Origin of the sequence: Plantibacter sp. CFBP 8804 (genome assembly GCF_014841225.1) — a bacterium.
In the GTDB taxonomy this organism is placed as follows: Bacteria; Actinomycetota; Actinomycetes; order Actinomycetales; family Microbacteriaceae; genus Plantibacter; species Plantibacter auratus.
In genome coordinates, this window is the sequence record NZ_JACYTU010000004.1 from 47,019 (window position 1) to 73,415 (window position 26,397).

The window sequence follows — 26,397 nt, forward strand, 5'->3', positions numbered from 1 at the left end:
CGAGACGGAGGCGGACAACGCATGTGTGAGGTACGACATCGGGACTGGTTCGGCGACGAGGTTCGCGACGGCACCTACGGCTACGACCTCGAGGCGCTCCTGGCGATCGAACCGGTCGTGCCGCCGGCCGGATTCGAGGAGCTGTGGCGCGGGTGGTACGCGGCGGCACGTGAGGTGTCTCCAGATCCGGTCTTGACCCCGATCGGCCGACAGGGTGCCCACGAGGTCTTCGTCGTCGAGCACACGGTCGCCGATGGCCTTCGCCTCCGCGGATGGCTCGCCACGCCGGCGGACGGGCAGGCGCGCTTCGGGATGGTGCACGGGCACGGCTACGGCGGGCGGGACGCGCCGGACTGGTCCCGCGTCCCGGACGAGGCCGCCGTCATCTTCCCGATCGCACGCGGCCAGGGCGTCTTCAACGCGGGACTCGGAGCGCCGACACCGGAGGACGGGCATGTCCTGTTCGGCATCGACAGCGTCGAGCGGTACGCGCTCGGCCGCTGTGCCGTCGACCTCTGGCACGCGGCGTCGGCGCTGCTCGACGTCGTCGGACCGCTCCCGCTCTACTTCGTCGGTGAGAGCTTCGGCGGGGGGATCGGTGCGCTCGCCCTGCCGTGGGACGACCGCTTCGTCGGAGCGACGCTCGTGGTGCCGAGCTTCGGTCAGTACGACCTGCGTCTGCGCCTGCCGTGCGAGGGGAGCGGGGAGCGTGTGCGACACCACGTCGCCGAGCACCCGGAGGCGCGCGAGGTCCTGCGGTTCTTCGACGCCTCGACGGCCGCGGGGTTCATCCACGTGCCGGTGCGGGTGGAGGCCGCGCTCTGGGACGGACACGTGCCACCACCCGGGCAGTTCGCCGTCGCCAACGCACTCGAGGACCTCGAGCTGAGCGTCCTCCCCGCCGGACACATCGAGTATCCGGGGCTCGATGCGGTACTGGCGGAGTCGTATGCCGCGACGAGGGCACACGCACTCCGGGCGGTCGCGCTGGCAGTGGACGGATCGACGATCGAGAGGTGAGAGGGTGGATGGATGATCGCTGCGCTCACGCTCCCCGTCGCCCTCACCACACCGGGGCAGGAACTGCTGCTGCGGCGGGCTGACCTGGCCGACCTCGACGCGCTGATGGCGCTCCTCGCCGACGACCCGATCAGTGCGTCCCGCGGTGACCTGGCGAACGAGAGCGATCTCCCCGCCTACGAGCGTGCGCTCGCGGACCTCATCGACGACCCGGCGAACGAGATCCTGCTGGTCGTCGACGCGGCGGAGGCCGTCATCGCGACGATGCAGCTGACCCGCATCCCCGGGATGGCCCGTCGCGGCTCGACACGGCTGCTGGTCGAAGCGGTGCGTGTGTCCTCGAGCCTGCGCTCCGGTGGTGTCGGATCGGCCATGATGCGCTGGGTGACGGACGTCGCCGCTCCGGCGACCGGTTCGTCGATCGTGCAGTTGACCTCCGACGAGGCCCGGGTCGACGCCCACCGCTTCTACGAACGACTCGGCTTCGTCGGCTCGCACCGCGGCTTCAAGTACGCCGTGACGGCTGCGAGCTGAGGATGGGTATCGTCCGCACACTCGCCCGCTGGCTCCTCGGAGCGGCTCTCGTCTTCGCGGGTACCGGCCACCTCACCTTCGCGCGGCAGTCCTTCGTCGCCCAGGTGCCGCAGTGGCTGCCCCTGCCGGTCGACGTGGTCGTCGTTGCGTCGGGAGTCGTCGAGATCCTGCTCGGCCTCTCGCTGATCCTGCTCGCCCGGTACCGCGTCGCCGTCGGCTGGCTCGTCGCCGCGTTCTTCGTCGCGGTGTTCCCCGGCAACATCGAGCAGTTCGTCCGCGGCACCGACGCCTTCGGCCTCGACAGTGACGTCGCGCGCGGTGTTCGACTGGTGTTCCAACCGCTTCTCGTCGTCTGGGCGCTCTGGTCGACGGGAGCGTGGCGAGCGTGGCGGACCAGCCGCCGCCGGTCGTCCTCGACCGAGTCCGGCCTCGGAGCTGCCTAGTCATCCGGCCCCACCGGGTGTCAAGGGGCCTGAGGTTCCAGGCCTGATCCGGCAGGGTTGATGCATGCGATGCATTACATACGCGGGTGAGAACGTTGTGACGACCGACGAGGTCGCGGCCCTGCTGGTCGAACTGACGGCGGAGCTCGCGAAGCGCGGACGCGCTGAAGCGGTCACCATTCCGATCGTCGTGGACTCCGACGTCGAAGACGCATCAGCCCAGCTCGTGATCGGTCTCGGCAACGACGTGCTGTCCGTGCCGCACGCCTGGGATCAGGACGTACCGGACTTCAGTGAGGCCGAATCGCGCCTGCAGGGCTACCTCGATGACATCCGTCCGTCCACGACGGCCTACGAGCCGCGCGACTCCATCGAGACCTCGGACGTCCTCGAGGATCCCGACCTCGACCTGCGCGACTTCGCCCGCTGANGCGGGAGCGGCAGCTTGGCCGTCTCGCGGGCCCGCAGCACGACGATCAACGTGATGAGCGCGGCCGCCATCACATAGAACGCGGGAGCGAACCGGTTGCCGGTCGAGGCGATCAGGAATGTCGCGAAGTAGGGCGTGATCCCACCGAACACGGCGACCGACAGGTTGTACGCGATCGCCATCGAGCCGTAACGGATGCTGGTCGGGAACAGCTCGGCCATCGCAGCACTCGACGCACCGTCGTACGCCGCCATGAAGACGCCGAGGATCACCATCGCGACGGCCGCGGCGGCGAAGTTGCCCGCGCTCATGAGCATGAGCGTCGGGTACGTCAACACCAGGAACCCGACGCAACCGGCGATCATCACCGGCTTCCGCCCGATGCGGTCGCTCAGCAGGCCCATGAACGGGACGAGGATCGCGATCGCGAGCAGCCCGAGCACCGTGACGCCGTAGCTGAGCGGCTGCGAGTAGCCGAGGTCGGTCTGCAGGTAGGACGGCATGAAGGTCTGCAGGATCCAGTGGCCGACGGCCTTGATGACGACGAAGCCGACGCAGAAGAGCAGCGCCTTCCACGAGGTGCGCAAGGAGGTCCGCAGCGGTGACTTCGAGACGGTCCCCTTGGCCTGGATCGCCTGGAACTCCGGGGTGTCCTCGAGCTTGTTCCGCAGGTAGAGGCCAGCGAGGCCGAGGGGCAGGGCGAGGAAGAAGAGGGCGCGCCAACCCCATTCGTTGAGGGCGTCGGTGCCGAGCGTCGAGGTGAAGAGGAGCACGAGGCCCGCACCGACCACGAAGGCCGCGAAGCCGAACACGTCGATGAAGCTCGTCACGAAGCCGCGTCGGTTGGACGGGGCGTACTCGGCGAGGAGCGTCGTGGCGCCGGAGCTCTCGCCGCCGGCGGCGAAGCCCTGCACGAGCCGCACGATGACGAGCAGGATCGGCGCCCAGAGGCCGATGAGGTCGAACGTCGGTAGCAGACCCATCACGACCGTCGCCCCGGAGGTCACGAGGATCACCGTCGCGAGGACCGTCTTGCGCCCGATGCGGTCGCCGAGCGAGCCCCAGAAGAGGCCACCGAGGGGGCGCATCACGAAGCCGGCGCCGAACACCGCGAACGCGGGCAGGAGGGCCGCCTGCGTGTTGCCCTGCTGGAAGAAGTTGAGGCTGATGACCGTCGCGAGCGTGCCGTACAGACCGAAGTCGAACCATTCGACGAAGTGTCCGGCCCCCGCGGCCCAGATGACCTTCCGCATCCGGCGTGATCGCTCAGCGTCGTCGTAGGGGGTCTGCGCACTGTGCGCGGCGGCTTCGGCCAGGGCTGCGGCCTGGGTCCTGCTCTCGTCCATCGGTCCTCACATCGTTGTCGGGGTGCTTCGAGGTTCACCTGCCGAAGAATCTTACCCACTGAATGGGAAAGTCGTACCGCTGAATGGTAGCGTGGCAACCGTCCGGTGGTCGACACGTGTCCGACGGCTTCCAGGATCACGCATCACGAAGGAGTGTCTCCCATGCAGCACCGCACCCAGTCCGCCGACGTCGTGGTCATCGGCGGTGGTCTCGCGGGGGTCTCGGCCGCCGTCGCGGCCGCCCGTCTCGGCTCCCGGGTCTCGCTCGTCACGAACCGGCCGGTGCTCGGTGGCAACTCGTCGAGCGAGGTGCGGGTGTGGGTCGTCGGAGCGACCGCGCACGGGCACCAGCGGTTCGCGCGGGAGACCGGCATCATGGGGGAGCTCTTCCTCGAGAACCAGTACCGCAACCCGGAGGGCAACCCGTTCTACTGGGATCAGACGGTCCTCGACCTCGTGCGGGCCGAGCCGAACCTGCAGCTGCACCTCAACACCGACGTCCGCATCGTCACGATGGCGGAGGGCGCTGAGGGCGTGGCGTCGCCGACACCGAGGATCGCGTCCGTCACCGGATGGACGATGGGCAGCGAGATCGAGACGGAGTTCGTCGCACCAGTCTTCATCGACTGCACCGGAGACGGGCTGGTGGGTCATCTGGCGGGTGCGACCTCCCGCATCGGGCGAGAGGGCCGTGCCGAGCTCGGCGAGCCGTGGGCGCCCGAGGTGGCGGACGACGAACTCCTCGGCAGCTCGATCTTCTTCTACACGAAGGACGCCGGACGCCCCGAGCGGTTCGTTGCCCCTGACATCGCGCGCGACATCCGCGACACCCCGATCCTCACCAACCGGATCATCCGGACCGGCGACAACGGCTGCAACTACTGGTGGATCGAGTGGGGCGGCGAGCTCGACACCGTCGCTGAGAACGAGCAGATCCGCGACGAACTGTGGAGCGTCGTCTTCGGGATCTGGGACTACATCAAGAACTCCGGCGAGTTCGACGCCGACAACCTCACGCTCGAGTGGGTCGGATCGATCCCGGGCAAGCGTGAGTACCGCCGGCTCCTCGGCGACCACACCCTCACGCAGAACGACCTGCTCGACCAGGTCGACTTCGAGGACACCGTGGCCTTCGGAGGGTGGTCGATCGACCTGCACCCTGTCGAGGGCGTCTACGCCGAGACCGCCGGTGCGCAACAGCGCTTCAGCAACGGCACCTACGGGATCCCCTTCCGCAGCCTGTACTCGCGGGACGTCGGCAACCTGCTGTTCGCCGGACGCAACATCTCCGCCTCCCACGTCGCGTTCGGGTCCACCCGCGTCATGGCGACCTGCGCCACGCAGGGTCAGGCGGTGGGGACGGCTGCGGCGCTCATCGCCCGCGATGGACTGACGCCGCGGGAGCTCGCCGGGCAGGCGCTCCCGCTCCTGCAGCGCACGCTTCTCCGCGAGGACGCGCCGGTCATCGGCATCACCACGGACGACCCCGACGACCTGGCCAGGCGGGCGACGGTCTCCGCCTCGAGCGCGCTCGACGCGATCTCCACACTGGAGCACCTCGGCTCCGGCGAGCGGTTCACGCTCGACCGCGACGTCGCGATCCTGGTGCCCGTCGCTCCGTCACTCGACCAGATCACCCTGCTGGTCGACGCCGCACGCGACACCACCCTCCGCGTCGAGCTGTGGAGCACGGGCAAGCGTCAGAACGCCGTCCCGGTCGAGTACCTCCTCGATGGCGCCGCGGAGATCGCTGCCGGGGTCGGCGTGTCGGCCACCGTCCGCTTCGGATGGACGCCGGAGATCGAGCAGAACGCGGTGCTCGTCGTCCGCGCCAACCCGGACATCAGCCTGCTCCTCACTGAAGGCCACCCCTACGGGCTCCTCGTGCTGACCGCCAAGCACGCTTCCGACGAGGTGTTCGACGACCACATCCCCGAGGAGCAGGACCAGGCGATCCTCGACTGGAACGCGCGGAAGCTGCGCGGCCGGAGCGTCGCGCTGGCCGTCGGTGGGGACACCACGGCGTACCGCCCGGAGCGGATCGTCGACGGCTACCAACGTCCCTACGGCGGACCGCACCTGTGGTCCTCGGAGCGACTCGATGACAACCGCGATCTGGTCGCCGAGCCCGAGGTCCTCACCCTGCACTGGGATGAGCCGGTCGATGTCGCGTCCGTCCGGATCGTGTTCAACGACGACGTCGACGTGGACCTCATCAACCTGCACCACCACCGCACCGACTTCGAGGCGGTGCCGGAGCTCGTCGCCGACTACCGACTCGAGGGGAGACCGGCGGGTGCGGCTGAAGGGACGTGGACGGTGTTGGCCGAGGTCGAGGGGAACCGCCACCGCCACCGGATCCACGATGTCGAACCCGTGCGGGTCGACGCCCTCCGTGTCGTCGTCACGGCCACGAACGGGTCGCCCTACGTGAGTGTCGCGAGTGTGAAGGTCTTCGAGCAGCCGAGCGGGCGCACCACCCGGCCACGCCGAGCCCGACCGCTACGCTGAACACGGCCTCCGAGGCCGGACATCCGAACCGACACCGACACCGTGGAGGACCAGTGGCAGGTGAGATCCAGCAGGGCATCGGCCGTGCAGCATCCGTGCTCGCCGTTCTCGGCGCATCGACCACCGGACCGTTGCGGGCCTCCGACATCGCCCGTGCGACCGGTCTCGGTACCTCGACGACCGCACGCCTCCTCGGCACGCTCGAGGAGCTCGGCTATGTGACGAAGGTGGCCGACAGTCCGTCCTACGCCATCGGCGCGGCCATTCTGGCGCTCGCAAGCGAGGGGCTCAATCAGAACCCGGTGCACCGGGAGTCGCGTGCTCCCGCCCAGGAGCTCGCGCAGCGGATCGGACTCAGCGTCAACGTCGGCGTCCTCGACGGCTCGAGCCTCATCTACCTCTGCCACTTCGAGGGAGCCCTTGCACCCAAATCGCACTCGATGATCGGGCTGCGCCAGCCGCTGCACGCGTCCGCGCTCGGCAAGTGTCTGCTCCTCGACCTCGACGCGGACGGCCTCCGTGCGCTGCTCGGTGACGAGCCGCTCCCGCGCTACACGGCCAACACCATCACGGAGCACGCGGCGCTCGCGGCCGAGCTCGCGACGGCGCGGGAACGCGGCGTCTGCATGGAGGACCAGGAGCTCGCGCTGGGTCGTCTCGGGATCGCGGCGCCGATCCGCGACGCGAACGCCAGAGTCGTGGCGGCGATCTCCATCTCGGGTCGACTGAGCCTGATGCGCGAGCGCGACCTCGACGTCCTCACCGAGGACCTCATCGAGGTGGCCGACCGCATCAGCGTCGGTCTCGGACTCATCTCCGCGATCCCGTCCTCCTGACCCGTCCTCCCGCATCCGATCTCACGAACCGAAGGTGACCAGTGGCGCAATTCGACCTCCCCCTCGCCCAGCTCCAGCAGTACCTGCCCGACCGCGAGGAGGCGTCGGACTTCGACACCTTCTGGATGGACACCCTCGCCGAAGCCCACGCCCTCGCCCAGCCGACGGTGCGTGAACGATCCAACCCTGAGCTGACGGGTCTCGTCGTCGAGGACGTCACGTTCTCCGGATTCGGCGGCGACCCGATCAAGGGTTGGTTCATCCGACCGGCCGGCGCGACCGAGCCGCTCCCGTGCATCGTGCACTACATCGGGTACAGCGGCGGTCGTGGGCTCGCCCACCAGTGGACGATGCACCCGTCCGCGGGCTATGCGGTGTTCGTCATGGACACCCGCGGCCAGGGGAGCGCGAACCTGCCGGGCGCGACGGCCGACCCGTTCGGGAGCGGTCCGCAGGTCGCCGGCAAGATGAGCGCCGGCCTCGACAGTCCCGAGACCTACTACTACCGCCGGGTCTTCACGGACGCGGCGCTCGCGGTCGACGTGGTGCGCAGCTTCCCCGACGTCGACCCCGCCCGGGTCGTCGTCGCCGGCGGCAGCCAGGGCGGCGGCATCGCGCTCGCTGCGGCCGGGCTCTGCGAGGGACTCGCCGCGGCGCTCGTCGACGTCCCGTTCCTGTCGCACTTCCGTCGTGCCCTGCAGATCACCGACGCGAGCCCCTTCGCCGAGCTGAAGACGTACCTCATCAGCCGACGTGGTCACGAGGAGGAGGTGTTCCGGACGCTCTCGTACTTCGACGCGACGAACTTCGCCGCCCGTGCGACCGCCCCCGCGCTGTTCTCCGTCGCGCTCTGCGACGCGGTGTGTCCGCCCTCGACGGTGTACGCGGCGTTCAACCACTACGCGGGCACGCAGAAGGACATCGCCGTCTACCCGTACAACGGGCACGAGGGTGGCGGGCCGGTGCAGCAGCAGGCGCAGCTGACCTTCCTCGCGGACCTCCTCGCCTGACGCTTCGTTCGCCCATCTCGGGGCGAGCGGGCTCCCATTCGCCCGAAGATGGGCGAACGGGCGTGGGACGATGTGCACGTGACTGAGACCGGCGGCACCGACCCGACCCTGACGACCACCCGGCGTCGGACGCGTGCCGGCATGATCGCGGCGATGGCGCTCGTGCTGTCGTTCGCGGCCGGGGCGACCGACGCCTTCGCGTTCCTCCAACTCGGCGGCGTCTTCACCGCGAACATGACCGGCAACTTCGTGCTGGCCGGACTCACGAGCCGGCCGGACTTCGGCGAGGTGCTGCTCGGGGCGACGGTCGCCGTGCTGCTGTTCTCCGTCGGGACGTTCCTCGCCTTCCGCTTCACGAGGCTCGTCGCCACCGCTGACAGACCGACCCCGGAGGCGCCGCAGCACCGGCTCGTCCTCGTGCTCGGCGGTGCGGTGGTCGCGCAAGCGTGTGTCCTCATCGGATGGATCGTGTCCTCCGACCTGCGCACGACGCCCGTGATCTGCGTCCTCATCGCGCTCTCCACGCTCGCGATGGCGGGGCAGACGGCCGTCGCCCGTCGCATCGAACGCTCAGGCGTGACGACCACCTTCGTGACCGGCACCCTCACGAGTCTCATGCAGAGCCTCGCCGACGGTGTCCACGACCACCACCTCATCCGCATCGGCGCGATCGTGCTGCTCGTGGCGGGCGCCCTCTGCGGCTCGCTCCTCACCGGCGTGGACCCGGTGTTCGGTGCCGCGCTGCCTCTCGTCCCGTCGATCGTCGGGCTGGTCCTCCTCCGGCTCGCGCCGACGGCCTCCGGCTGAGCTTCTTCAACGACGAGTCCTCCACAAAGGTGCTCGGTCGATGGATTGATGTGTACACGGCTCATCTGGCTGCAGAGAGCACGCCCGACGGACACGATCCTGGCCATGGAACAGTGCCCATGGTCGAACAGGCAGCTCGAGCGGCTGGGCACTCAGATCCGCGACCGCTCTGAACCAGACCCATCTCTACCGAGCTACTCGGAGGTGATGCTCTGGTCCAACGACCTTGCGACGCTCGTGCAGAAGCGCATCGAACGAATCGACTGGTCGCCCCTACTTGGCGACCGAGTACCCGAAATCACTTCCCGTCCCAAGACGATCGATACGCTGCGAGACAAGCTCATCAGGCAGGGCAAGACGCCGCTGGGTCGCATCGGAGACATCGCGGGCGTGCGATTCGAAGCGGAGATGACGCTCTCCGAGCAGGATGCGGTCGCGGTAGCCATCGCCGGCGCGTTCGATCATCGCCCTGAGGACGCTGTCCGCGATCTGCGAGCGGATCCGCACAGTGGTTATCGTGCCGTCCACCTGCGCCTCAAATTGCAGCGATACGTGGAAGTGCAGGTGCGGACGCACCTGCAGGGAGAGTGGGCCAACCTGTACGAAGCCGCAGGGGATCTCTGGGGACGCGACATCCGTTACGACGGGCTGCCGACGACACCCGCGGCAGCCCGCCTTGTGGAGGCGCTCCGTGAATACTCGTCGTCGACGATCGCGCGCTTCGAGGAGTCGTATGACCTCCTACAGAAGAGCGAACTCGCGCTTGCCGAAGCGGCGGGCCACATCGAGCGGCTGGTCCCGAGATCACGTCGAGAACGGAAGCTCATCGAGGACTATCAGGAGCAGAAGCGTACAATCGAAGAACTTCACGTCGAACAATCCGAGCGCGGTACCGCCATGCGTAGCCTGTTGTCCGACGCTCGAATCTCATTGCAAAAGGCCAAACGAGGAGCGTGACATGCCTGGTTACCTGATCGAGTACAACCGGGTTTCTCGCGACTGGCGGGTGACCTCCTTCACCGGCCCCGACGGCCACCGCGAGGCACTGGTGCGACGTCTGGAGGTCGAGCAGACGAGGTCGAGCGAGGATTGGGAGATTGTGTCACTCAACAGCGATTCTCTGGACACGGTCAAGAAGACCCATGCCCGGTATTTCGAGGGACGCGAACTCGACCTAGCTTCCGCCTAAGCGACGGCGGCGGTCGCCTCGATCTCGACGAGCTGGTCGTCGTAGCCGAGCACGGTGACCCCGAGGAGCGTTGACGGCACGTCGTGATCGCCGAAGGCGGCGCGCACGACCTCCCACGCGGTGACGAGGTCGGACTGCTTCGTCGACGCGACGAGCACCCGGGTACTCGCCACATCGCCGAGCGTCGCACCGGCGGCCTCGAGGGCGATGACGAGGTTCTCGACGCACTTCTCCGCCTGCCCGGCGACGTCCCCGACGGCAGCGGTCGAGCCGTCGACGTTCAGTGGGCAGGATCCGGCCAGGAACAGCAGCCTGGCGCTCGCCGGAACGGACGACGCGTAGGCGTACTCCGCGGCGTCGGAGAGCTCGTCGGATCGGATCAGCGTGACGACGGACATGGTTCCTCCTCGTGGTGCGGGCGCGATCGTACGACCGCTCTCGATCCATCGTGCCCGACATCGTCGGACGGCGTCGGCGCGGCCACCTCGGCGTCGGATCGCCGTCAGTGGGTGAGCTGCGCCCGGATGAGGATGGGGAAGTGGTCGCTCGCCTCCGACGTGGGTTCCTGCTCGTCGACGAGGGCTTCGATCGGTTCCAGTCGGGCGTGCGGAGCGACGCTGCCTGAGCGCCCGAGCACCCAGTCGATACGCGCGTTCCCCGGACGCTGCGGACCGTAGCCGTGGAACGTGCCGATGCCGTCGCTCTCGACCGGCGAGAGGTCGACGAACCCGGCGTCCGCCAGGGCGTCGTGCGCCGCCGATCCACGCTCGGTGTTGAAGTCGCCGGTGAGGAGGACGGGGACGTCGACGCCGGAGAATCGGTCGGCGATCAGCTTCGCGCTGCGCGTGCGGACGTCGTCGCCGTGGGGTGAGCTCTCGTGGTCAAGGTGGGTGTTGGCGAAGACGAGCTCGTCGCCGGTGCGTCGCTCGCGGAGTCTGACCCAGGTCACGAACCGCGCGTGCAGCGACGGCCAGGTGTTCGAGCCCGGCTCGTCGGGGGTGTCCGACAGCCAGAACTCGCCGGCGTCGAGCTGTTCGAACCGCGAGCGGCGGAAGCACACCGGCCCGTACTCGCCGGCCGAACCGCCGTCGCGACCCTGCCCGAACCAGTCGTACTCGGCGAGACCCGGGAGCAGGTCGTGCAGCTGGTGTTCGCGGACCTCCTGCAGCCCGAGGAGGTCGGGTGCGTTGCGGGCGATGACCTGTGAGACCAGCGGTGCACGGTCCACCCACTCGTGACCGGGCTGGGCGACGGCGGTGCGGATGTTGTAGCTCATGACGGTCAGGACGTTCTGGGTCAGGATGGATTCGCTCACCCGGCCAGCGTAGGGGAGCCGGGTGACGGGGAGCTGTCCCCATGTCGCCGGGCGGTCCGTCTGCCTAGACTCGCCCCATGACCTTCGACCTCCGCGACGCCCAGGCCCGGATCCTCGCGCTCAACAGCGAAGAACTCCCCTTTATCTACGACCCGACACCCGACGGCATCGTCGCGCACTGGCGGTACGCCGACCAGCGCTGGCTCGGCTTCATCGGCGCCGGGATGTTCAGTGCCGAGTACGAGCTGCGGGTCGAGCTGCACCCCGAGGAGGGGGAGTGGGAGTTCCACGAGCAGTCGTCCTCCTCGAAGACGACCGTCGGTCTCGGCGGTCTGTCGACGAAGCGCACCTGGCAGTCCGGCCCGCAGAAGTCCTTCTCCTTCGGGCGGAGCGTCGCGCCCATCTCGCAGTCCACCGACCGCGATGGCACGACGACCGGACAGTTCATGGGCTACGAGTTCACGACCGACGAGGTCAAGCAGCCCGTGATCGACGCCCTGACCGCCGCCGGCTGGAAGCCGCGCAAGGGGTTCTTCGGCAAGCTGTTCGGCGGCTGATCAGCCGGCCCTGAGTCGCCCGGAACTGCACGGAAATCGCCGAAATCCGTGCAGATTCGGGCGACTCACGCACGCGCGACGACCGCCGCTAGGCTTTCAGGAACCTCGCCGCCGACCGGACGGATGGACCTGTGCTCGTCACCATCACCTCGACCGCGCCGTCGGCCGCCGACCTGGGGCACCTCGTCCGCAAGCATCCCGCGCGGGCGCAGAGCTTCGACCTCAGCGTCGGGCGCGCGCACGTGTTCTACCCGGAGGCGACCGACGAGCGGTGCACCATCGCCCTGCTGCTCGAGGTCGACGCGATCGCGCTCGTCCGTCAGAAGCGCTTCGGTGGCGGTGACAGCGCGTCGCTCTCGCAGTACGTGAACGACCGACCGTACGCGTCATCATCGATGGTCGCCGTCGCGATCGGGCAGGTGTTCCGCAGCGCCATGACCGGCCGCAGCGACTCCCACCCGGAGCTCGCCGCGGCAGCGCTCCCGCTGACGATCACCGTCGCGGCGGTTCCGTCGCGAGGCCTGGAGCAGCTGGCGACCCGACTCTTCAGCCCGCTCGGCTGGACCGTCGTCGAACGGGCGATCCCGCTCGACCCGACGGTCCCCGCGTGGGGCGACTCGCGATACGTCGACCTCGAGCTGACCGGGCACCTCCGCCTCGCGGACGCCCTCCGCCAGCTCTACGTGCTGCTGCCCGTCCTCGACGACGCCAAGCACTACTGGGTCTCCGACGACGAGGTCGGCAAGCTCCTCCGCGCCGGCGAGGGGTGGCTGGCCGATCACCCCGACCGGGACCTGATCGCCAAGCGGTATCTCGCGCACCAGTCGCGGATGGTCACCGATGCGCAGTCGCAGCTGGACCCGGAGGCGCGGACCGACGGTGCCGACGGGGACGACGCGGCCACCGCGTCACAGACGAAGCGTGCCCCGGCACTCGCCGGCCTGCGCGCCGAGGCGGTCCTGCAGGCGCTCGCCGACGTGCGGGCACGGTCGGTCGCCGACGTCGGGTGCGGCGAGGGCGCCCTCCTCACGCGATTGCTGGCGGATCCCGTCGTCACCACGGTGATCGGTACCGACGTCTCCGCACGCGCGCTCGCATCCGCGTCGCAGCGGCTCGGGCTCCGCGACGCGAGCGATCGCGTCCGAGAGCGCATCCAGCTGCTGCAGTCCTCGGCGACCTACGCGGACACCCGGCTGCGCGGACTCGATGCGATCGTGCTCATGGAGGTCGTCGAGCACATCGACGCCGAGCGCCTCGATGCACTCGAGGCTTCGATCTTCGGTGCTGCGGCTCCCGAGGCCGTGATCGTCACGACGCCGAACCGCGAGTACAACGCGTTGTACCCCTCGTTGCCGGCGGGCTCGTTCCGGCACCCGGACCACCGCTTCGAGTGGGACCGCCAGGAGTTCGCGACCTGGTGCACCACTGCGGCCGAGCGGTACGGCTACGGCGTCGAGCACCGTACGGTCGGCGACGTCGACCCGCAGCTCGGCTCGCCGACGCAGCTCGCCATCTTCCGGAAGGCCACCTCATGAGCGACCTCGAGCAGACCCCCGCCGCCCTGCCGATCCCCGAACTGTCGCTCGTGGTCCTCATCGGCGTGAGCGGGTCCGGCAAGTCGACCTTCGCCGCCACGCACTTCGGCCGGTTCGAGACCCTGTCGAGTGACTTCTTCCGTGGGCTCGTCTCCAACGACGAGAACAACCAGGCCGCCAGCGCCGATGCCTTCGCAGCACTTCGCGATGTCGCCGCGCGCCGCCTGGACGCCGGGCTCCTCACGGTCATCGACGCGACCAACGTCCAGCCGGCCTCGCGCAAATCGCTCATCGACCTGGCACGCAACCACGACGTCCTCCCCGTCGCCGTGGTGCTCGACGTCCCTGAGCGCGTCTGCATCGAGCGCAATGAGGCTCGCGAGGACCGTTCGTTCGGCGCGGCCGTCATCAAGCGTCAGCAGGACCAACTGCGCCGGTCGATGCGGCACCTCAGCAAGGAGGGCTTCCGGAAGGTCCACGTGCTCTCCGGGGTGGAGGCGATCGCGCAGGCGTCGTTCGTCCGTGAGCCGCTGCTCAACGACCGCCGTCAGGAGCGCGGTCCCTTCGATGCGATCGGCGACGTGCACGGTTGCCGGAGCGAGCTCGAGACGCTGCTCACGAAGCTCGGCTACGTGATCGAGCGCGACGTGGAGGGTCGCCCGATCGACGCCGCGCACCCCGAGGGCCGCCGCGCGATCTTCCTCGGCGACCTCGTCGACCGCGGGCCGGACACTCCTGGCGTGCTGCGACTGGCGATGGGGATGGTGGGCGCGGGACATGCCTTGGCGGTGCCCGGGAACCACGAGTCGAAGCTCGTCCGGGCGTTGCAGGGCAAGCGGGTGCAGACCAGTCACGGGCTCGCCGAGTCGCTCGCCCAACTGGCCGAGGAGCCGGAGGAGTTCCGTGCCGAGGTCGAACGGTTCTGTCGCGAACTCGTCGCACACCTCGTCCTTGACGACGGGAAGCTCGTCGTCGCGCACGCCGGCCTGATCGAGCAGTATCACGGCCGCGCCTCCGGGCGGGTGCGGTCGTTCGCGCTGTACGGCGACACCACGGGGGAGACCGACGAGTACGGCCTGCCCGTGCGGCTGCCCTGGGCGGAGGACTACCGCGGCAAGGCGACCGTCCTCTACGGCCACGTGCCGACCGTCGACGCCGAGTGGGTCAACAATACGATGTGCCTCGACACCGGCTGCGTCTTCGGCGGCAAGCTGAGTGCCCTGCGGTGGCCGGAGCGCGAGGTCGTCGACGTCCCGGCCGAGCAGGTCTGGTACGAACCCGTCGTGCCGCTCGGCCACCCGACCGGTCCCGCGGGCGAGCAGCGGGATCCCGGGCTGCTGCGCATCGACGACGTCCTCGGCAAGCAGGTCGTCGAGACCCGCGTCTCGGGCCGGGTCGGCATCCGCGAAGACGCGGCGGCCGGCGCACTCGAGGTCATGAGCCGGTTCGCGATCGACCCGCGGCGCCTGCTCTACCTGCCGCCGACGATGAGCCCGCCGAGCACCTCGCAGCGGAAGGACCTCCTGGAGCACCCCGCTGAGGCGTTCGAGGCGTATCGCCGGGAGGGGCTCGACCGGGTGGTCTGCGAGGAGAAGCACATGGGCTCGCGAGCCGTCGTGCTGCTCACGCGTGATCCGGCACCCTTCGGTGCTCCCACGGGGTGGCGTGGCACCGTCCACACCCGCACCGGTCGGCCGTTCTTCGACGAGGAGACGATGCAGACGCTCCTGACCCGGCTCGACGCCGCCGTGGAGCGAGTCGGTCTCTGGGAGGAGCTCGACGCCTCCTGGCTGCTCTTCGACAGCGAGCTGCTGCCGTGGTCGGTGAAGGCGGAGAGCTTGATCCGCGAACAGTACGCCTCGGTCGGAGCTGCCGCGACCGCTGCACTCCCGGCGGCCGTGCACGTGCTGGAGCAGGCGGCGGCGACGGGTGTCGACGTCTCGGACCTGCTCGAGCGGACGCGTCGACGGGCCGAGGCCGCTGACGCCTACGTCGCGGCCTACCGCCCGTACACCGCGCCCTCGAACGGTCTGGATGGCGTGCAGATCGCTCCGTTCCAGCTGCTCGCCTCGACCGGCACGAGCCACCTGGGCCGCGACCACGCCTGGCACCTCTCGGTCGCGGACCGCCTCGCGGACGCCGACCCGGAGCTCATCCGTCGGACCCGCTCGGTCGAGGTCGACCTCTCCTCGTCGGCCTCCGAGGATGCCGCGACCGCGTGGTGGGAGGAGCTGACCGGTGCGGGTGGTGAGGGCATGGTGGTGAAGCCTGTGGCCGGCCTCGTCCGCGGTGAGAAGTCGCTCGCGCAGCCCGGCATCAAGGTGCGGGGCCGTGAGTACCTGCGCATCATCTACGGTCCCGACTACACGGAGCCGCACAACCTCGAGCGCCTGCGCGATCGGGACATCGGCCACAAGCGGTCGATGGCGCTGCGCGAATATGCGCTCGGCGTCGAGGCGGTCGAACGGTTCGTCGCCGGTGAACCGACCTGGCGGGTGCATCAGGCCGTCTTCGGCGTGCTCGCCATGGAGTCCGAGCCGATCGACCCGCGCCTCTAGCGTCGACTCGTCGCAACCGTTCGTTCCCTGCGCTCCCCGTCCGGTCCCTGAGCTCCCCGTCCGGTCCCTGAGCCTGTCGAAGGGCGGGACCAGGCCGTGTGCCCTTCGACAAGCTCAGGGACCGGGTTTCAGCTTAGGGACCGGGTTTCAGCTCAGGGACCGGGTTTCAGCTCAGGGGCCGGGGCTGAAGCGCCGCGACCGGGACGTCAGCGCAGGACGGAACTCAGCAGGAGGCTCGTCTCGCTGTTGACGACGCCCTCGATGCGTCGGATCCCGCCGAGCACGCGGTCGAAGTCGGTCAGCGTCTCGGTGCGGAGTTCCGCGACGAGATCCCACCCGCCGTTCGTGGTGTGGAGTGCGCTGATCTCCGGGAAGCCGCGGAGCTGGCGGATGACGTGGTCGGTGGTGCGACCCTCGACCTCGATGAACGCGATCGCGCGGATGGTGCCGGGGTCGAGTTCGTCACGCACCCGGACCGAGAACCCGACCACCGTGCCGGAGGAGATGAGTCGCTCCAGACGGCTGTTCACGGTCGCCCGGGCGACGTCGAGCGACCGGGCCAGGCTCGCGACCGACGCACGGCCGTCGGCTCGGAGCGCAGCCAACAGCCTCCGGTCCAGATCGTCCAGCGCAGCCATGCACACAATGTACAACGCAGTTACTCACATTGTGCATAACCTGTGCACAAATCGCGCATCTCTGGAATAGAAAGTGCAGATCGTCGAAACCTAGGCTCGAAGCAACCGCGAGTGGTCTGCTCCGGTCGGCTCCGAGCCCGAACTCGTCTGGAAGGGAACGTCATGACGCGTTTCGTCGATGTCCGCAACATGGTCCGCTGGACGGCCGACCGAGGTCCTGAGCGCATCATCGCCGGCATGATCGGCTACCTCGAGGCCGACTTCCGCCGCTGGCCCTCGTTCGACAAGAGCCCGCGTGTCGCCAGTCACACGCCCTTCGGCGTCATCGAGCTCATGCCGACGAGCGACCACGAGACCTACGCCTTCAAGTACGTGAACGGTCACCCCTCCAACCCGGCCCGGGGCTACCAGACGGTCACGGCGTTCGGCGTCCTCGCCGACGTGCACAACGGCTACCCCACCTTCCTCGCCGAGATGACGCTCCTCACGGCCCTCCGGACCGCCGCGACGTCGGGCATGGTCGCGAAGCACCTCGCCCGTCCCGACTCGAGCGTCCATGCCCTCATCGGCGCGGGCAGCCAGGCCGAGTTCCAGGCCCTCGGCATGCGGGCCGCCCTCGGGATCAACACCGTCCGGATCTGGGACGTCGACCCGCTCGCGATGGACAAGTTCGCGCGCAACCTGGAGCCGCTCGGATTCGAGGTCGTCATCGGGACGAGTGCCGCCGACGCCGTGGCGGGCGCAGACGTCGTCACGACCTGCACGGCCGACAAGGCGCTCGCGACCGTGCTCACGAACGACCTGGTCGAGCCCGGCATGCACCTCAACGCCATCGGTGGCGACTGCCCCGGCAAGACGGAGCTCGAGGCGTCGATCCTCGATCGCGCCGACGTCTTCGTCGAGTTCCCGCCGCAGACCCGCATCGAGGGCGAGATCCAGCAGATGGCTCCCGACTTCCCGGTGATCGAGTTCTGGCAGGTCCTCACGGGTGCCGTCCCCGGCCGCAGCTCGCGGGAGCAGATCACGCTCTTCGACTCCGTCGGTTTCGCGATCGAGGACTTCACCGCGCTGCGCTTCCTCCGCGACTCCGTCGACGGCAGCGAGTACTTCGAGGAGATCGACCTCGTCGCCGCCCCTGACGACCCGAAGGACCTCTTCGGACTCGTCGGCGCGCTCTCTCCCGTCGGCTGAGTCCGACATGTCCGTGCAGGCGCCGTCGGCCGTGGTGCTCATCCGGCCGCACCGGTTCACGCCGAACCCGCTGACCGCGGCCGACAACGTCTTCCAGGTCGCGGACGGCGTCCCGTCGGCGTCCGTGGCCGGGGTGGCTCACGCGGCCTTCGACGAGGTCACCGCCGTGGCGCAGGCGCTCGATGCGGCGGGCGTCCGCGTCCACCTGTTCGACGATGAGGACCCGGACCGCCCCGACAGCGTCTTCCCCAACAACTGGCTGTCCACCCATGCGGGCGGGCACCTGGCGGTCTATCCGATGTACGCGGTGAACCGCCGACGCGAGCGCCGGTGGGACATCGTCGAGATGCTGAAGCGCGAGTACCGCGTGCAGGACGTCATCGACTACTCGGGGCTGGAGCTCGACGACGTGTTCCTCGAGGGCACCGGTGCGATGGTGCTCGACCACGCGGCCCGGGTGGCGTTCGTCGCGCGATCCCACCGTGCCGACCCGATCGCCCTCGAGCGGTTCTGCACCAACTTCGGCTACGAGCCGCTCGTCTTCGACGCCGTCGACCCGCACGGGGTCCCGATCTACCACACCAACGTCATGATGGGCGTGGCGACCGAATTCGCGCTCGTCGGTCTCGACCTGATCGCCTCGTCGGCGCGCCGCGACCAGGTGATCGAGCGGCTCACGGCCCACGGGCGGACGATCGTCGACCTCGACTACGGGCAGGTCTGCGACTTCGCCGGCAACGCGATCGAGCTGCGGTCGGCGACGGGGGAACGCCTCCTCGCGATCTCGAGTCGCGCCGTCCAGAGCCTGCGGGCGGAACAGTTGGCGGTCATCGAGCGCAGCTGTCGGATCCTGCCGTTGGACGTCCCGACCATCGAGCTCGCCGGGGGTTCCGTCCGCTGCATGATCGCGGGGATCCACCTGGACCGTCGGCCTGCGGCGACGGCTTCCGATCCGGCACGGACCCCTCAGCTCGCCCGCTCCTGATTCCGCCGATCGGTGATCCGATTAACGCAAATCTGTCCGCGGGACGCGGTGCCTCGGCGCTCCAGGCCTGCGACGATGGCTGTCCGCGTGCGCATGGGTTAGATTGACGTCGATCAGCTGATCGACGTAGAATCCGGCCGACGTCCTCTCTGACCGAGCTGGAGAGAGTGGGCGATCATGCCGCTGTTGGAACATGAAGCCTCTCGACGCGGCCGACTCCGGGTGTTCGCCCGTGCACAGCTCCCGTTCGCGATCGCCTTCGGCATCGTCGCGATCCTCGTCGCGATCGTCCTGCCCGAGCGGTTCTTCACGGTCGCCGTCCTCTCGGGCACCGCTCTCGCGGCGATCAGCACCCTCCTCGCAGCTGTCCTGCCGTGGGAACGCTGGCCGACGCACGCGATGGCCGCCATCGCCGTCCTCGACCTCCTCGCCGTCGCGAGCATCCGGCTCGAGCTCATCAGCGTGACTCCGGGCGCGAGCCTGCTCTGCATCTTCCCCGTGTTGTGGTTGGCGTTCGGGTTCACCCCGCGGATGATCATCCTGGCTGTGGCGGGAACCCTGTTCATCAGCAGTGCTCCCTACGTCCTCCGGGCTCGCACGCCGGAGACCGCCGTGGACTGGCTCAACGTCGCACTGCTGCCCATGCTCACCATCGGTATCGCGGTCGCCGTGAACATCGGAGCCCGCCAACTGCGACGGAGCCGGCACGCCATCCAGGAGCAGGCCGCGCAGCTCGAACGCTCGCTCGCCAGGGCGCTCGACGCGGAGGCGCTCGCCGAGTCGATCCTCGAGACGGTGGACGCGGGCGTGGCCTTCTACACGGCGGACGGCACCCTGGGCGTGGCGAACGCGCACGCTGCCGACATGGTCGCCGCCGTCGGGTTCCGGCTGGACACCCCGCCGTACGCCGGGGAACACGTCCTCCAAGCCGATCGTCGGACACCCATCCCGTTCGACGAGCAGATCATCCCCAGGGCGCTGCGGGGCGAGCTGCTCTCGAACCATCTCGAATGGGTGGGGGAGGCCGGGCAACAGCGTGCGATCCTCGCCAGCTCCACGCGGGTCATGCGCAATGGCGACACGCACCTGGGAACGGTCATCGTCGCCCACGACGTCACCGAACTCGCGAACGCGATCAACGTCCGTGAGGCGTTCCTCACGACGGTGTCCCACGAGCTGCGCACGCCGCTCACCTCCATCCACGGCTACCTCGAACTGATCATGGACGACGCCGAGGTCGACGCCCCCGGTCTGCTCCCGGCGCTTCGGGTCGTCCAGCGCAACGCGGTCGAGCTGGAGCGGCGGGTTCAGGAACTGTTGACCGCATCTGACTCGACGGTCCAGATCGAGCCGAGCCGTATCGACCTCACGGACGTCGCCGCGCTCGCGATCGAGACGGCGACGGCGGGAGTCTCGGGGCCGGTCGTCCGGCTGCACGCCGATGCGGCGGCGGTCGTGTCTGCGGATCCCGAGCAGGTCCACCGTGCGATCACCGAGCTCGTCGCCAACGCCGTGAAGTTCACGCCGGCCGATGGGACGGTCGACGTGGTCGTCGAGCCGGGCGCCGGGCACGCCGCGGTGACCGTCAGCGACACGGGCGTCGGGATGAGCGCCGACGAACTCCGTCAGGCCTTCGACAAGTTCTACCGGGCGGAGTACGCCCGGGACCAGGCGGTGCAGGGAGTGGGGCTCGGCCTGCCGGCGGCGCGGGCGATCGCCGACGCGCACGGCGGTTCCGTGACCCTGCGGAGCACGCCCGCTACGGCCAGCGCCCCCGGTGCGACCGTCGCGACCCTCGTCCTGCCGCTGGAGCCGTCGGTCATCCCGTCACGATGACGCGGACGCTCGCGCCGTCAGTCTGCTGACGGCTCGCCGAGGAGCGCCGACCGTGCCGCATCGAGTCCGGTGACCTCGGCGGTCCAGTCGGGTCGCACGAACTCGTCGCGGTGCAGCCGGAGGCTCTGCGACTCGACGAGCTCACCTGGCCGCCCGATGAAGCGTTGCAGGCCGTTGTCCCGATAGCCGAGTCGACGCGAGACGCCCAGCGATGCGCCGTTCCAGACGGCCGCGTCCGACACCGCGACCTGCGCGTCGAGGTGGTCGAAGGCGAACTGGAGCATGCCCGCCCGCATCTCGATGCCGAGCCCCTTGCCCTGCTGTGCCTGCGTCAACCAGGAACCGCTCCCGACCGTCCGCGTGACGGCGAAGTCGCGGGCGCCGATGTCCTGCAGACCGATCGGCGTCCCGTCCAGGAGGATCGCGAGGTTGAGCGTCCAGGACGACGGCGTCGCTCCCGCACGCTGGGTCCAGAGGTGCCGTGCAGTCTCGCGGATGAGTTGTTCGCGCGGCTGGTCGGTCCACGGCGTGGAGAACGGCATGACGGCGGGGTCGTGGACGCCGGCGAGGGCGGCCTCGATCAATCCGGGGAGGTCCTCGTCGCGCACGAGGCGCAGGACGAGTCTCGGCGTGCGGATCTCCAGGCCGAAGAGCGGCCAGACGTCGGTGAGGCTGAGCATCAGGCCACGGTATCGCCTCGGGCTGTAGCCGGTCGAGGCCGCCCTGTCGAGCCGGGGGTGTAGCGGGCGGCTTCCGTGACACACTCGACGCGCCGCGGGATCGCGGCCCGGTTCGACGATGAGAAGGGCTCCACGATGAAGTACACGCACCTCGGCCGCACGGGGACGACGGTCTCCCGGATCGTGCTCGGCACGATGAACTTCGGCGACCGGACTAGCGAGGAGGACTCGTTCGCGATCATGGACCGGGCGTTCGACCTCGGCGTCAACTTCTTCGACACGGCGAACGCCTACGGCGGCAGCGCCGGTCGCGGAGCGACGGAGGAGATCATCGGCCGCTGGTTCGCAGCCCGCCCCGGCGTCCGTGACGACATCGTCCTGGCGACGAAGGTCCACTCGCCCATGGTCGCCCCGAACGACGACGGCTCGGACGTCGTGAACGCGCGTGGCGCGTCGGCCTGGCAGGTCCGTCGTGAGGCGATCGCCTCCCTGGAACGACTGCAGACGGACCGGATCGACCTGTACCAGTTCCACCACATCGACCGGCACATCTCCTGGCAGGAGCTGTGGCAGGCCATGGAGGTGCTCGTCGCGCGCGGCGAGGTCGTCTACGCGGGCAGCTCGAACTTCGCCGCCTGGAACATCGCGCAGGCGAACGAGGTCGCATCACAGCGACACTTCCTCGGCCTCGTGAGCGAGCAGTCGCTCTACAACCTCGCGCAGCGCTCGATCGAACTCGAGGTGATCCCTGCCGCGCAGCACTACGGGCTCGGCATCCTGCCCTGGTCACCGCTGTCCGGTGGGCTGCTGAGCGGCGGCTCCTCCGACAAGCGCGCGCGATCGGGCGAGTCTCGCATCACCGAGGCTCGAGCCAAGCAGCAGGACCAGCTCGACGCCTACGACCGCTTCGCGGCCGAGCGCGGCTGGACCTCGGCGTCCCTCGGTCTCGCGTGGCTCCTGCACCAGCCCGGCGTCACCGGCCCGATCATCGGACCGCGCACGATCGAGCAGCTGGAGTCCGCGGTCGCAGCAGTCGACATCGAACTGAGCGCCGACGACCTCACCGCCCTCGACGAGCTCTTCCCCGGCCCCGGTGGCCAGGCCCCGGAGGCCTACGCCTGGTAGACACGTGCGATGCGGCCGACCGCCTCGGTGATGGCGGTCGGCCCGGTGTTCAGTTCGAGGATTCGCCGGCTGATGGTCGGCTCGAGAATGAGTGCCTCGAGGACGGCGGCCACATCCTCGCGGGTGATCTCGTCATGGAGCTCGGCGGGCCCCAGGGCGACCGTTCCCTGGCCCGGATCGTCGGTCAGCAGGGACGGGCGGAGGATGACCCAGTCGATCGGCTGGCGGGTGAGTGCGACCTCTGCTCGCTTCTTGACGGCGAAGTAGTGTTCCTCGTCGTCACTCAGCTGCCGTTCGCGCCAGGCCTCCGGCAGGACGGACAGCAGGATGAGGCGCTTCCCCGGTGACGCAGCGATCGCTTCCGACACACGCTGCAGAGCCGCGTCGTCGATGTCGTCCGTCACGCTCTGGGCTCCGGCGTTCGACCCCGCCGCGAAGACGATGACGTCCCAGTCCGAGATCATCGCCGTGATCTCCTCCGTGGTGGCGACCCCGAGCTCGCCGGTGACGGTCGTCGCTCCCTCGGCTTCGAGGGCGGGATCCGGCAGCGACGACCTCGTGAGGCCTGAGACGATGGCCCCTTTGGTGCGGAGCCTGGTCGCGAGGAGTCGGCCGACCCTGCCCGTGATCCCGAGGATGAAGACGCGCGTTGCGGGCGCGACTGAAGCACCCGCGGTCGAGCTCTCGGTCGCGGCGATGGTGTCTCGTGACGTCATGGGTGATCCTCTCGATCCATTACCTACCGATAGTAACTTACTAAGAGTAGATAGTATCGGGGGATGGAACCCACTACGGACGACAGCCTGAGGTCGGCACCGAGACGTCGCCTCTCGTGGGACGCGCGCCACGCGCAGTTACTCGATGCGTTCCGCGACCTCCTCCGCACGCATGACCTCGCGGACGTCACGCTGGCGCGGGTGGCTGCGCACGCCGGCGTGACGAAGCCTGTGGCCTATGACCACTTCGGTGATCTGTCGGGATTGCTGTCCGAGGTCTACCGGGCCTTTGAGTCGCATCAGCGAGACGCCCTGGTCGCGGTGCTCGCGGGTGCACCGCAGGATCTCACCGCCGTCGCGGACTTGGTCGCCGAGGCCTACATCGGCTGCTGCATCGCGGAAGGGATGGAGCTTGCAGCCGTCGTGTCCGCACTTCGCGGATCGACGACGTTGAATGCCCTCCGATCCGAGGCGGAGCTGGCGTATCTCGAGATCTGTCGCGAGGCGCTGGAACCCTGGACAGGCGCATTCGACCCGGCGCCGTTGAGTGCCATCCCCGGCGCCGGGGACGCCCTCGCCCGAAGTGTTATGTCCGGGTCGCTCTCAACAGCTCAGGCCTGCGCGACCCTCGCAGCGGTGGTTCGGGCCGTCGCGTCCGCCTCGGCCGTTACCGATGCGACTCGAGAGCTCGGCACCTGAGCGGCGGCTTGCTCAGCGTGGGCCGCCCCCCGCTATGGTTGCTCCATGGCTCGCGCACCCTGGAATCGACCCGGCGAATCTCCACAGATACGACGGCTTCGCATCGTGATGTTCTGGACCGCCGCCGTCCTCGTCGTGGCATTCGTCGCCATCCTCGTGTACTTCGTCGTGCGATCGGCTGAAATCGCCGGTCTGTAAGAGCGACTCGCGGCGAGCCGCTCGGGCTCGGTGCGACAACGGCCTCTTCGCTGTCGCGGCCTTCGGATGCCTTCCCGGAGACGGGTTCGGTCACAGCCCCCTGGGGAAGCCGATCGGGCGCAGCTCGGGTGCCAGGTTCTCCCACTGCCAGGCACGCTCAGCTTTCTGAGCGGCCTGATCGTCTCCGTTGAGGCCCACGGCTTTCGCGGCGTAGGTCGCAGCGTGCGGAGCGTGGTCGAACATGTGGGCTACCGCGCATGCCTGACCGGCTGCACGAGCAGCGGCGACGGCGGCGAATGCTCCTGTTTCGGTCGCGTCGCGTGCGGCCGCATGTGCTGCGAACGCAGCGGTGCGGCACGCCGTCATCGGAAGTTCACCGCGTTCCCAAGCTCGGAGTGCCGCGATCGCTGCGCGTGGTCGATCGTCACCGGGGCGCTGTTGCTCGAAGATCGGCAAAGCGCGTTCTGCGCAGCTCGCCGCCCACAGTGCGATCGCGTGATGGATCGCCGGCTCAGGGTTCGCCCACTTCGGTTTCGTCTCTTCGCTCACGCCTCGATCGTCTCAGGGATCAAGCGTGGAAAGATCGGCCCGCCGCAGGTTGTGTCGAGAGGGCACGCGCTTACGTAATGGAAGTGGCCCGGAAATCATGGTGGTCTCAACCGTTCAACGCACCACTGTTTGACACGTTATGAAACAGGTGGAAGGCCGGACAGTCGCGCTGACGGGTGGTCAGAACCCGAACGTGAGGACCGCTGACCCGCGCCCCTCGCGCAAGGCGTCCAGTGCGAGCCGCTCGTGAGCGGGTAGGTTGAGCGGTAGATCGTCGAGGCGAAACCACGACAGTTCTGCGCACTTGATTGGTTCTCGGATCAGTGGTTCGCCACCCCAGACGTCGCAGACGAAGAACCAGTCGACGCGCTGTTCCATCGGGTTCGCTGTGCCATCGGTTCTCTGCATGACAGCCACGGCCGATAGCGCCTCAGGTGCCACCTGGACGCCAAGTTCTTCTCTCGCCTCGCGGATTGCGGCAGACGCCGCAGTTTCACCAAACTCCACATGGCCGGCGGCACCCGCTGACCAACAGTCGTCCATGTAGCCGGTGTTCTGCCGTCGTTGCAACAGGACTGATTGATCGCGGCGCAGGAAGACATACGACGCGGGAATAACGGAGAAGTGGCTCATGGTCGTCAAACCCTATGCCGCTGAGCGGAGATCAACATGCTCGCCCGTAGACGATTCCGGATATCACTTGGTTCGAGCCGCGATCGACCATCACGGACGACAGCGGACGTGCACCGTATGTCCTGATGTCCCGCAGCACCGATCTCGAATCTGCGTCGGGGTCGCGGAGTTCCTCGCGTCGATAAGCTCACCCCATGGGCGTTCTCGGCATCGGCGGGTTGTTCTTCCGCAGTCATGACCCGTCGGCGCGCGCGGCGTGGTACCGCGAGCATCTCGGCATCGAAGCCGGCGCAGAGGGCGAAGACGCCGTCTGGATGCAGGAGGCCGGCATGACCGTCTTCGCGCCTGTTGCGGGGAGGAGCGAGTCGTTCGCTCACGACCAGCCCTTCATGCTCAACCTTCGCGTGAGCGACTTGGACGCCCTGACGGCGCATCTCGAGGGAGCCGGGATCGACGTCGAGCGTCGAACTGAGTGGGAGACGGAATACGGCCGATTCGTCCGCATCCACGACCCCGAGGGACTCCCGATCGAACTCTGGGAAGTCCCCGAATAGAGGCCTCGTCTACCTCACCCCCCCCGCGAATGCGCTCCCATATCCGCGGCGACGAGCGCCTAGCTGCCGCTGACGACGCTCACGGCCTGGAGGCCCACCACCACGGCGTTGATCGGCACGGCGATGATGAGCACGACGACTGCGCCGATGACGGCGACGATCGAGTGCCGAGGCGTCCGCTTGTGGACCCGCGCCTGCAGGATGAGCACGACGATGGGCGAACCGATCGCGATCGCGGCGCCGAGCATGAACCCGCCGAGCAAGCCGCCGTCGCTCAGCCGGTCCTCGGGTGGCCCGAACCCGCCCTGCAGGGCGAAGGACAGCTGGACGAGCCAGCTCACCACCAGCAGCCCGAACAGGAGCAGCGTGATGCCGACGCCGGACGCTCGTCCGGTGACCGGTCCGTCCTGGTCGGCTGCTCCAGGGTCGGCGGCTGACACGGATCCAGCGGCCGACGCGGCAGGCTCCCTGGCTGAGCTCGGCCCTGACAGCGGTTCGGCCG

Annotated in this window: 27 protein-coding genes and 1 pseudogene; 19 read left to right on the plus strand and 9 right to left on the minus strand. The window is 68.8% G+C overall.

Annotated elements, in window-relative coordinates:
• The first annotated feature begins 21 nt into the window (after positions 1–21).
• The 4 genes from IFU11_RS10195 to IFU11_RS10210 all read left to right on the plus strand — a co-directional run bounded on the left by IFU11_RS10195 (position 22) and on the right by IFU11_RS10210 (position 2,427).
• Positions 22–1,020 carry an acetylxylan esterase gene (locus tag IFU11_RS10195; RefSeq protein WP_192018879.1) on the plus strand — a complete coding sequence of 333 codons (999 nt, stop codon included), beginning with the start codon at positions 22–24 and terminating at the stop codon, positions 1,018–1,020.
• Between the two features lie 12 nt (positions 1,021–1,032).
• Positions 1,033–1,554, plus strand: a complete 522-nt coding sequence (locus IFU11_RS10200; RefSeq protein WP_192018880.1) for a GNAT family N-acetyltransferase — start codon at positions 1,033–1,035, stop codon at positions 1,552–1,554.
• A gap of 2 nt (positions 1,555–1,556) precedes the next feature.
• Positions 1,557–1,997, plus strand: a complete 441-nt coding sequence (locus IFU11_RS10205; protein ID WP_192018881.1) for a DoxX family protein — start codon at positions 1,557–1,559, stop codon at positions 1,995–1,997.
• Between the two features lie 64 nt (positions 1,998–2,061).
• Entirely contained in the window at positions 2,062–2,427 is a 366-nt protein-coding gene (locus IFU11_RS10210) for a hypothetical protein (protein WP_192018882.1), read from the plus strand.
• A 1-nt stretch (position 2,428) separates the two neighbouring features.
• On the opposite strand, the pseudogene IFU11_RS20760 reads toward IFU11_RS10210, so the two are convergent.
• Positions 2,429–3,773: pseudogene (locus tag IFU11_RS20760) on the minus strand (MFS transporter); the annotation flags it as partial.
• Between the two features lie 162 nt (positions 3,774–3,935).
• On the opposite strand from IFU11_RS20760, the gene IFU11_RS10220 reads away from it, so the two are divergent.
• The 6 genes from IFU11_RS10220 (at position 3,936) to IFU11_RS10245 (ending at position 10,126) form a co-directional block, all read left to right on the plus strand.
• Entirely contained in the window at positions 3,936–6,284 is a 2,349-nt protein-coding gene (locus IFU11_RS10220; protein ID WP_192018883.1) for an FAD-dependent oxidoreductase, read from the plus strand.
• Positions 6,285–6,337: 53 nt separating this feature from the next.
• Positions 6,338–7,120 (plus strand): IclR family transcriptional regulator, encoded by a 783-nt coding sequence (locus IFU11_RS10225; protein ID WP_192018884.1) that lies wholly within the window; start codon positions 6,338–6,340, stop codon positions 7,118–7,120.
• A 41-nt stretch (positions 7,121–7,161) separates the two neighbouring features.
• Positions 7,162–8,130, plus strand: a complete 969-nt coding sequence (locus tag IFU11_RS10230; RefSeq protein ID WP_192018885.1) for an acetylxylan esterase — start codon at positions 7,162–7,164, stop codon at positions 8,128–8,130.
• A 78-nt stretch (positions 8,131–8,208) separates the two neighbouring features.
• Positions 8,209–8,937 carry a YoaK family protein gene (locus tag IFU11_RS10235; RefSeq protein ID WP_192018886.1) on the plus strand — a complete coding sequence of 243 codons (729 nt, stop codon included), beginning with the start codon at positions 8,209–8,211 and terminating at the stop codon, positions 8,935–8,937.
• Positions 8,938–9,042: 105 nt separating this feature from the next.
• A complete protein-coding gene (locus tag IFU11_RS10240) occupies positions 9,043–9,894 on the plus strand; it encodes a GTP pyrophosphokinase family protein (RefSeq protein ID WP_192018887.1) in 852 nt (283 codons plus the stop codon).
• Position 9,895: 1 nt separating this feature from the next.
• A complete protein-coding gene (locus IFU11_RS10245) occupies positions 9,896–10,126 on the plus strand; it encodes a hypothetical protein (protein ID WP_137242889.1) in 231 nt (76 codons plus the stop codon).
• Here IFU11_RS10245 and IFU11_RS10250 read toward each other — a convergent pair.
• Both IFU11_RS10250 and IFU11_RS10255 read right to left on the minus strand, forming a co-directional pair.
• Complete coding sequence (locus tag IFU11_RS10250; RefSeq protein ID WP_124767879.1) at positions 10,123–10,524, minus strand: RidA family protein; 402 nt, start codon at positions 10,522–10,524, stop codon at positions 10,123–10,125. The two genes, IFU11_RS10245 and IFU11_RS10250, sit on opposite strands and share 4 nt — an antisense overlap.
• 104 nt (positions 10,525–10,628) lie before the next feature.
• A complete protein-coding gene (locus IFU11_RS10255) occupies positions 10,629–11,441 on the minus strand; it encodes an endonuclease/exonuclease/phosphatase family protein (RefSeq protein ID WP_192018888.1) in 813 nt (270 codons plus the stop codon).
• A 77-nt stretch (positions 11,442–11,518) separates the two neighbouring features.
• On the opposite strand from IFU11_RS10255, the gene IFU11_RS10260 reads away from it, so the two are divergent.
• The 3 genes from IFU11_RS10260 (at position 11,519) to IFU11_RS10270 (ending at position 16,091) form a co-directional block, all read left to right on the plus strand.
• The gene (locus IFU11_RS10260) at positions 11,519–11,998 is read left to right on the plus strand and encodes a hypothetical protein (RefSeq protein ID WP_192018889.1); all 480 of its coding nucleotides are present in this window, start codon (positions 11,519–11,521) and stop codon (positions 11,996–11,998) included.
• Positions 11,999–12,129: 131 nt separating this feature from the next.
• Complete coding sequence (locus IFU11_RS10265; RefSeq protein ID WP_192018890.1) at positions 12,130–13,533, plus strand: 3' terminal RNA ribose 2'-O-methyltransferase Hen1; 1,404 nt, start codon at positions 12,130–12,132, stop codon at positions 13,531–13,533.
• Positions 13,530–16,091: a polynucleotide kinase-phosphatase gene (locus tag IFU11_RS10270; RefSeq protein WP_192018891.1), complete on the plus strand. Its 2,562-nt coding sequence runs from the start codon at positions 13,530–13,532 to the stop codon at positions 16,089–16,091. The genes IFU11_RS10265 and IFU11_RS10270 overlap by 4 nt, the downstream gene beginning before the upstream one ends.
• 206 nt (positions 16,092–16,297) lie before the next feature.
• Here IFU11_RS10270 and IFU11_RS10275 read toward each other — a convergent pair whose 3' ends face one another.
• On the minus strand, positions 16,298–16,729 hold the full coding sequence (locus IFU11_RS10275; protein ID WP_064293981.1) for an Lrp/AsnC family transcriptional regulator: 432 nt from the start codon (positions 16,727–16,729) through the stop codon (positions 16,298–16,300).
• A 162-nt stretch (positions 16,730–16,891) separates the two neighbouring features.
• Between IFU11_RS10275 and IFU11_RS10280 the strand changes: the two genes are divergently transcribed.
• The 3 genes from IFU11_RS10280 (at position 16,892) to IFU11_RS10290 (ending at position 20,741) form a co-directional block, all read left to right on the plus strand.
• A complete protein-coding gene (locus IFU11_RS10280) occupies positions 16,892–17,920 on the plus strand; it encodes an ornithine cyclodeaminase (protein WP_192018892.1) in 1,029 nt (342 codons plus the stop codon).
• A gap of 7 nt (positions 17,921–17,927) precedes the next feature.
• A complete protein-coding gene (gene ctlX, locus IFU11_RS10285; protein ID WP_192018893.1) occupies positions 17,928–18,905 on the plus strand; it encodes a citrulline utilization hydrolase CtlX in 978 nt (325 codons plus the stop codon).
• Positions 18,906–19,082: 177 nt separating this feature from the next.
• A complete protein-coding gene (locus IFU11_RS10290) occupies positions 19,083–20,741 on the plus strand; it encodes a sensor histidine kinase (RefSeq protein WP_192018894.1) in 1,659 nt (552 codons plus the stop codon).
• Between the two features lie 17 nt (positions 20,742–20,758).
• On the opposite strand, the gene IFU11_RS10295 is transcribed toward IFU11_RS10290, so the two are convergent.
• Entirely contained in the window at positions 20,759–21,421 is a 663-nt protein-coding gene (locus tag IFU11_RS10295) for a GNAT family N-acetyltransferase (protein ID WP_192018895.1), read from the minus strand.
• Positions 21,422–21,556: 135 nt separating this feature from the next.
• Here IFU11_RS10295 and IFU11_RS10300 point away from each other — a divergent pair, with 135 nt between their 5' ends.
• Positions 21,557–22,546 (plus strand): aldo/keto reductase, encoded by a 990-nt coding sequence (locus IFU11_RS10300; protein WP_192018997.1) that lies wholly within the window; start codon positions 21,557–21,559, stop codon positions 22,544–22,546.
• Here IFU11_RS10300 and IFU11_RS10305 read toward each other — a convergent pair.
• On the minus strand, positions 22,534–23,262 hold the full coding sequence (locus IFU11_RS10305) for an NAD(P)H-binding protein (RefSeq protein ID WP_192018896.1): 729 nt from the start codon (positions 23,260–23,262) through the stop codon (positions 22,534–22,536). The two genes, IFU11_RS10300 and IFU11_RS10305, sit on opposite strands and share 13 nt — an antisense overlap.
• 63 nt (positions 23,263–23,325) lie before the next feature.
• On the opposite strand from IFU11_RS10305, the gene IFU11_RS10310 reads away from it, so the two are divergent.
• Positions 23,326–23,961, plus strand: coding sequence for a TetR/AcrR family transcriptional regulator (locus tag IFU11_RS10310; protein ID WP_199862255.1), 636 nt, complete (start codon positions 23,326–23,328; stop codon positions 23,959–23,961).
• Positions 23,962–24,249: 288 nt separating this feature from the next.
• Here the strand turns inward: IFU11_RS10310 and IFU11_RS10320 are convergent, their stop codons facing one another.
• Together IFU11_RS10320 and IFU11_RS10325 are read right to left on the minus strand one after the other, a co-directional pair.
• Positions 24,250–24,708, minus strand: a complete 459-nt coding sequence (locus IFU11_RS10320; protein WP_192018897.1) for a putative immunity protein — start codon at positions 24,706–24,708, stop codon at positions 24,250–24,252.
• Between the two features lie 180 nt (positions 24,709–24,888).
• Positions 24,889–25,341: an NUDIX hydrolase gene (locus tag IFU11_RS10325; RefSeq protein ID WP_124767890.1), complete on the minus strand. Its 453-nt coding sequence runs from the start codon at positions 25,339–25,341 to the stop codon at positions 24,889–24,891.
• Between the two features lie 194 nt (positions 25,342–25,535).
• On the opposite strand from IFU11_RS10325, the gene IFU11_RS10330 reads away from it, so the two are divergent.
• Positions 25,536–25,895 carry a VOC family protein gene (locus IFU11_RS10330; RefSeq protein ID WP_192018898.1) on the plus strand — a complete coding sequence of 120 codons (360 nt, stop codon included), beginning with the start codon at positions 25,536–25,538 and terminating at the stop codon, positions 25,893–25,895.
• A gap of 59 nt (positions 25,896–25,954) precedes the next feature.
• Here IFU11_RS10330 and IFU11_RS10335 read toward each other — a convergent pair whose 3' ends face one another.
• The gene (locus IFU11_RS10335) at positions 25,955–26,335 is read right to left on the minus strand and encodes a hypothetical protein (protein WP_124767892.1); all 381 of its coding nucleotides are present in this window, start codon (positions 26,333–26,335) and stop codon (positions 25,955–25,957) included.
• Positions 26,336–26,397: the final 62 nt, after the last annotated feature.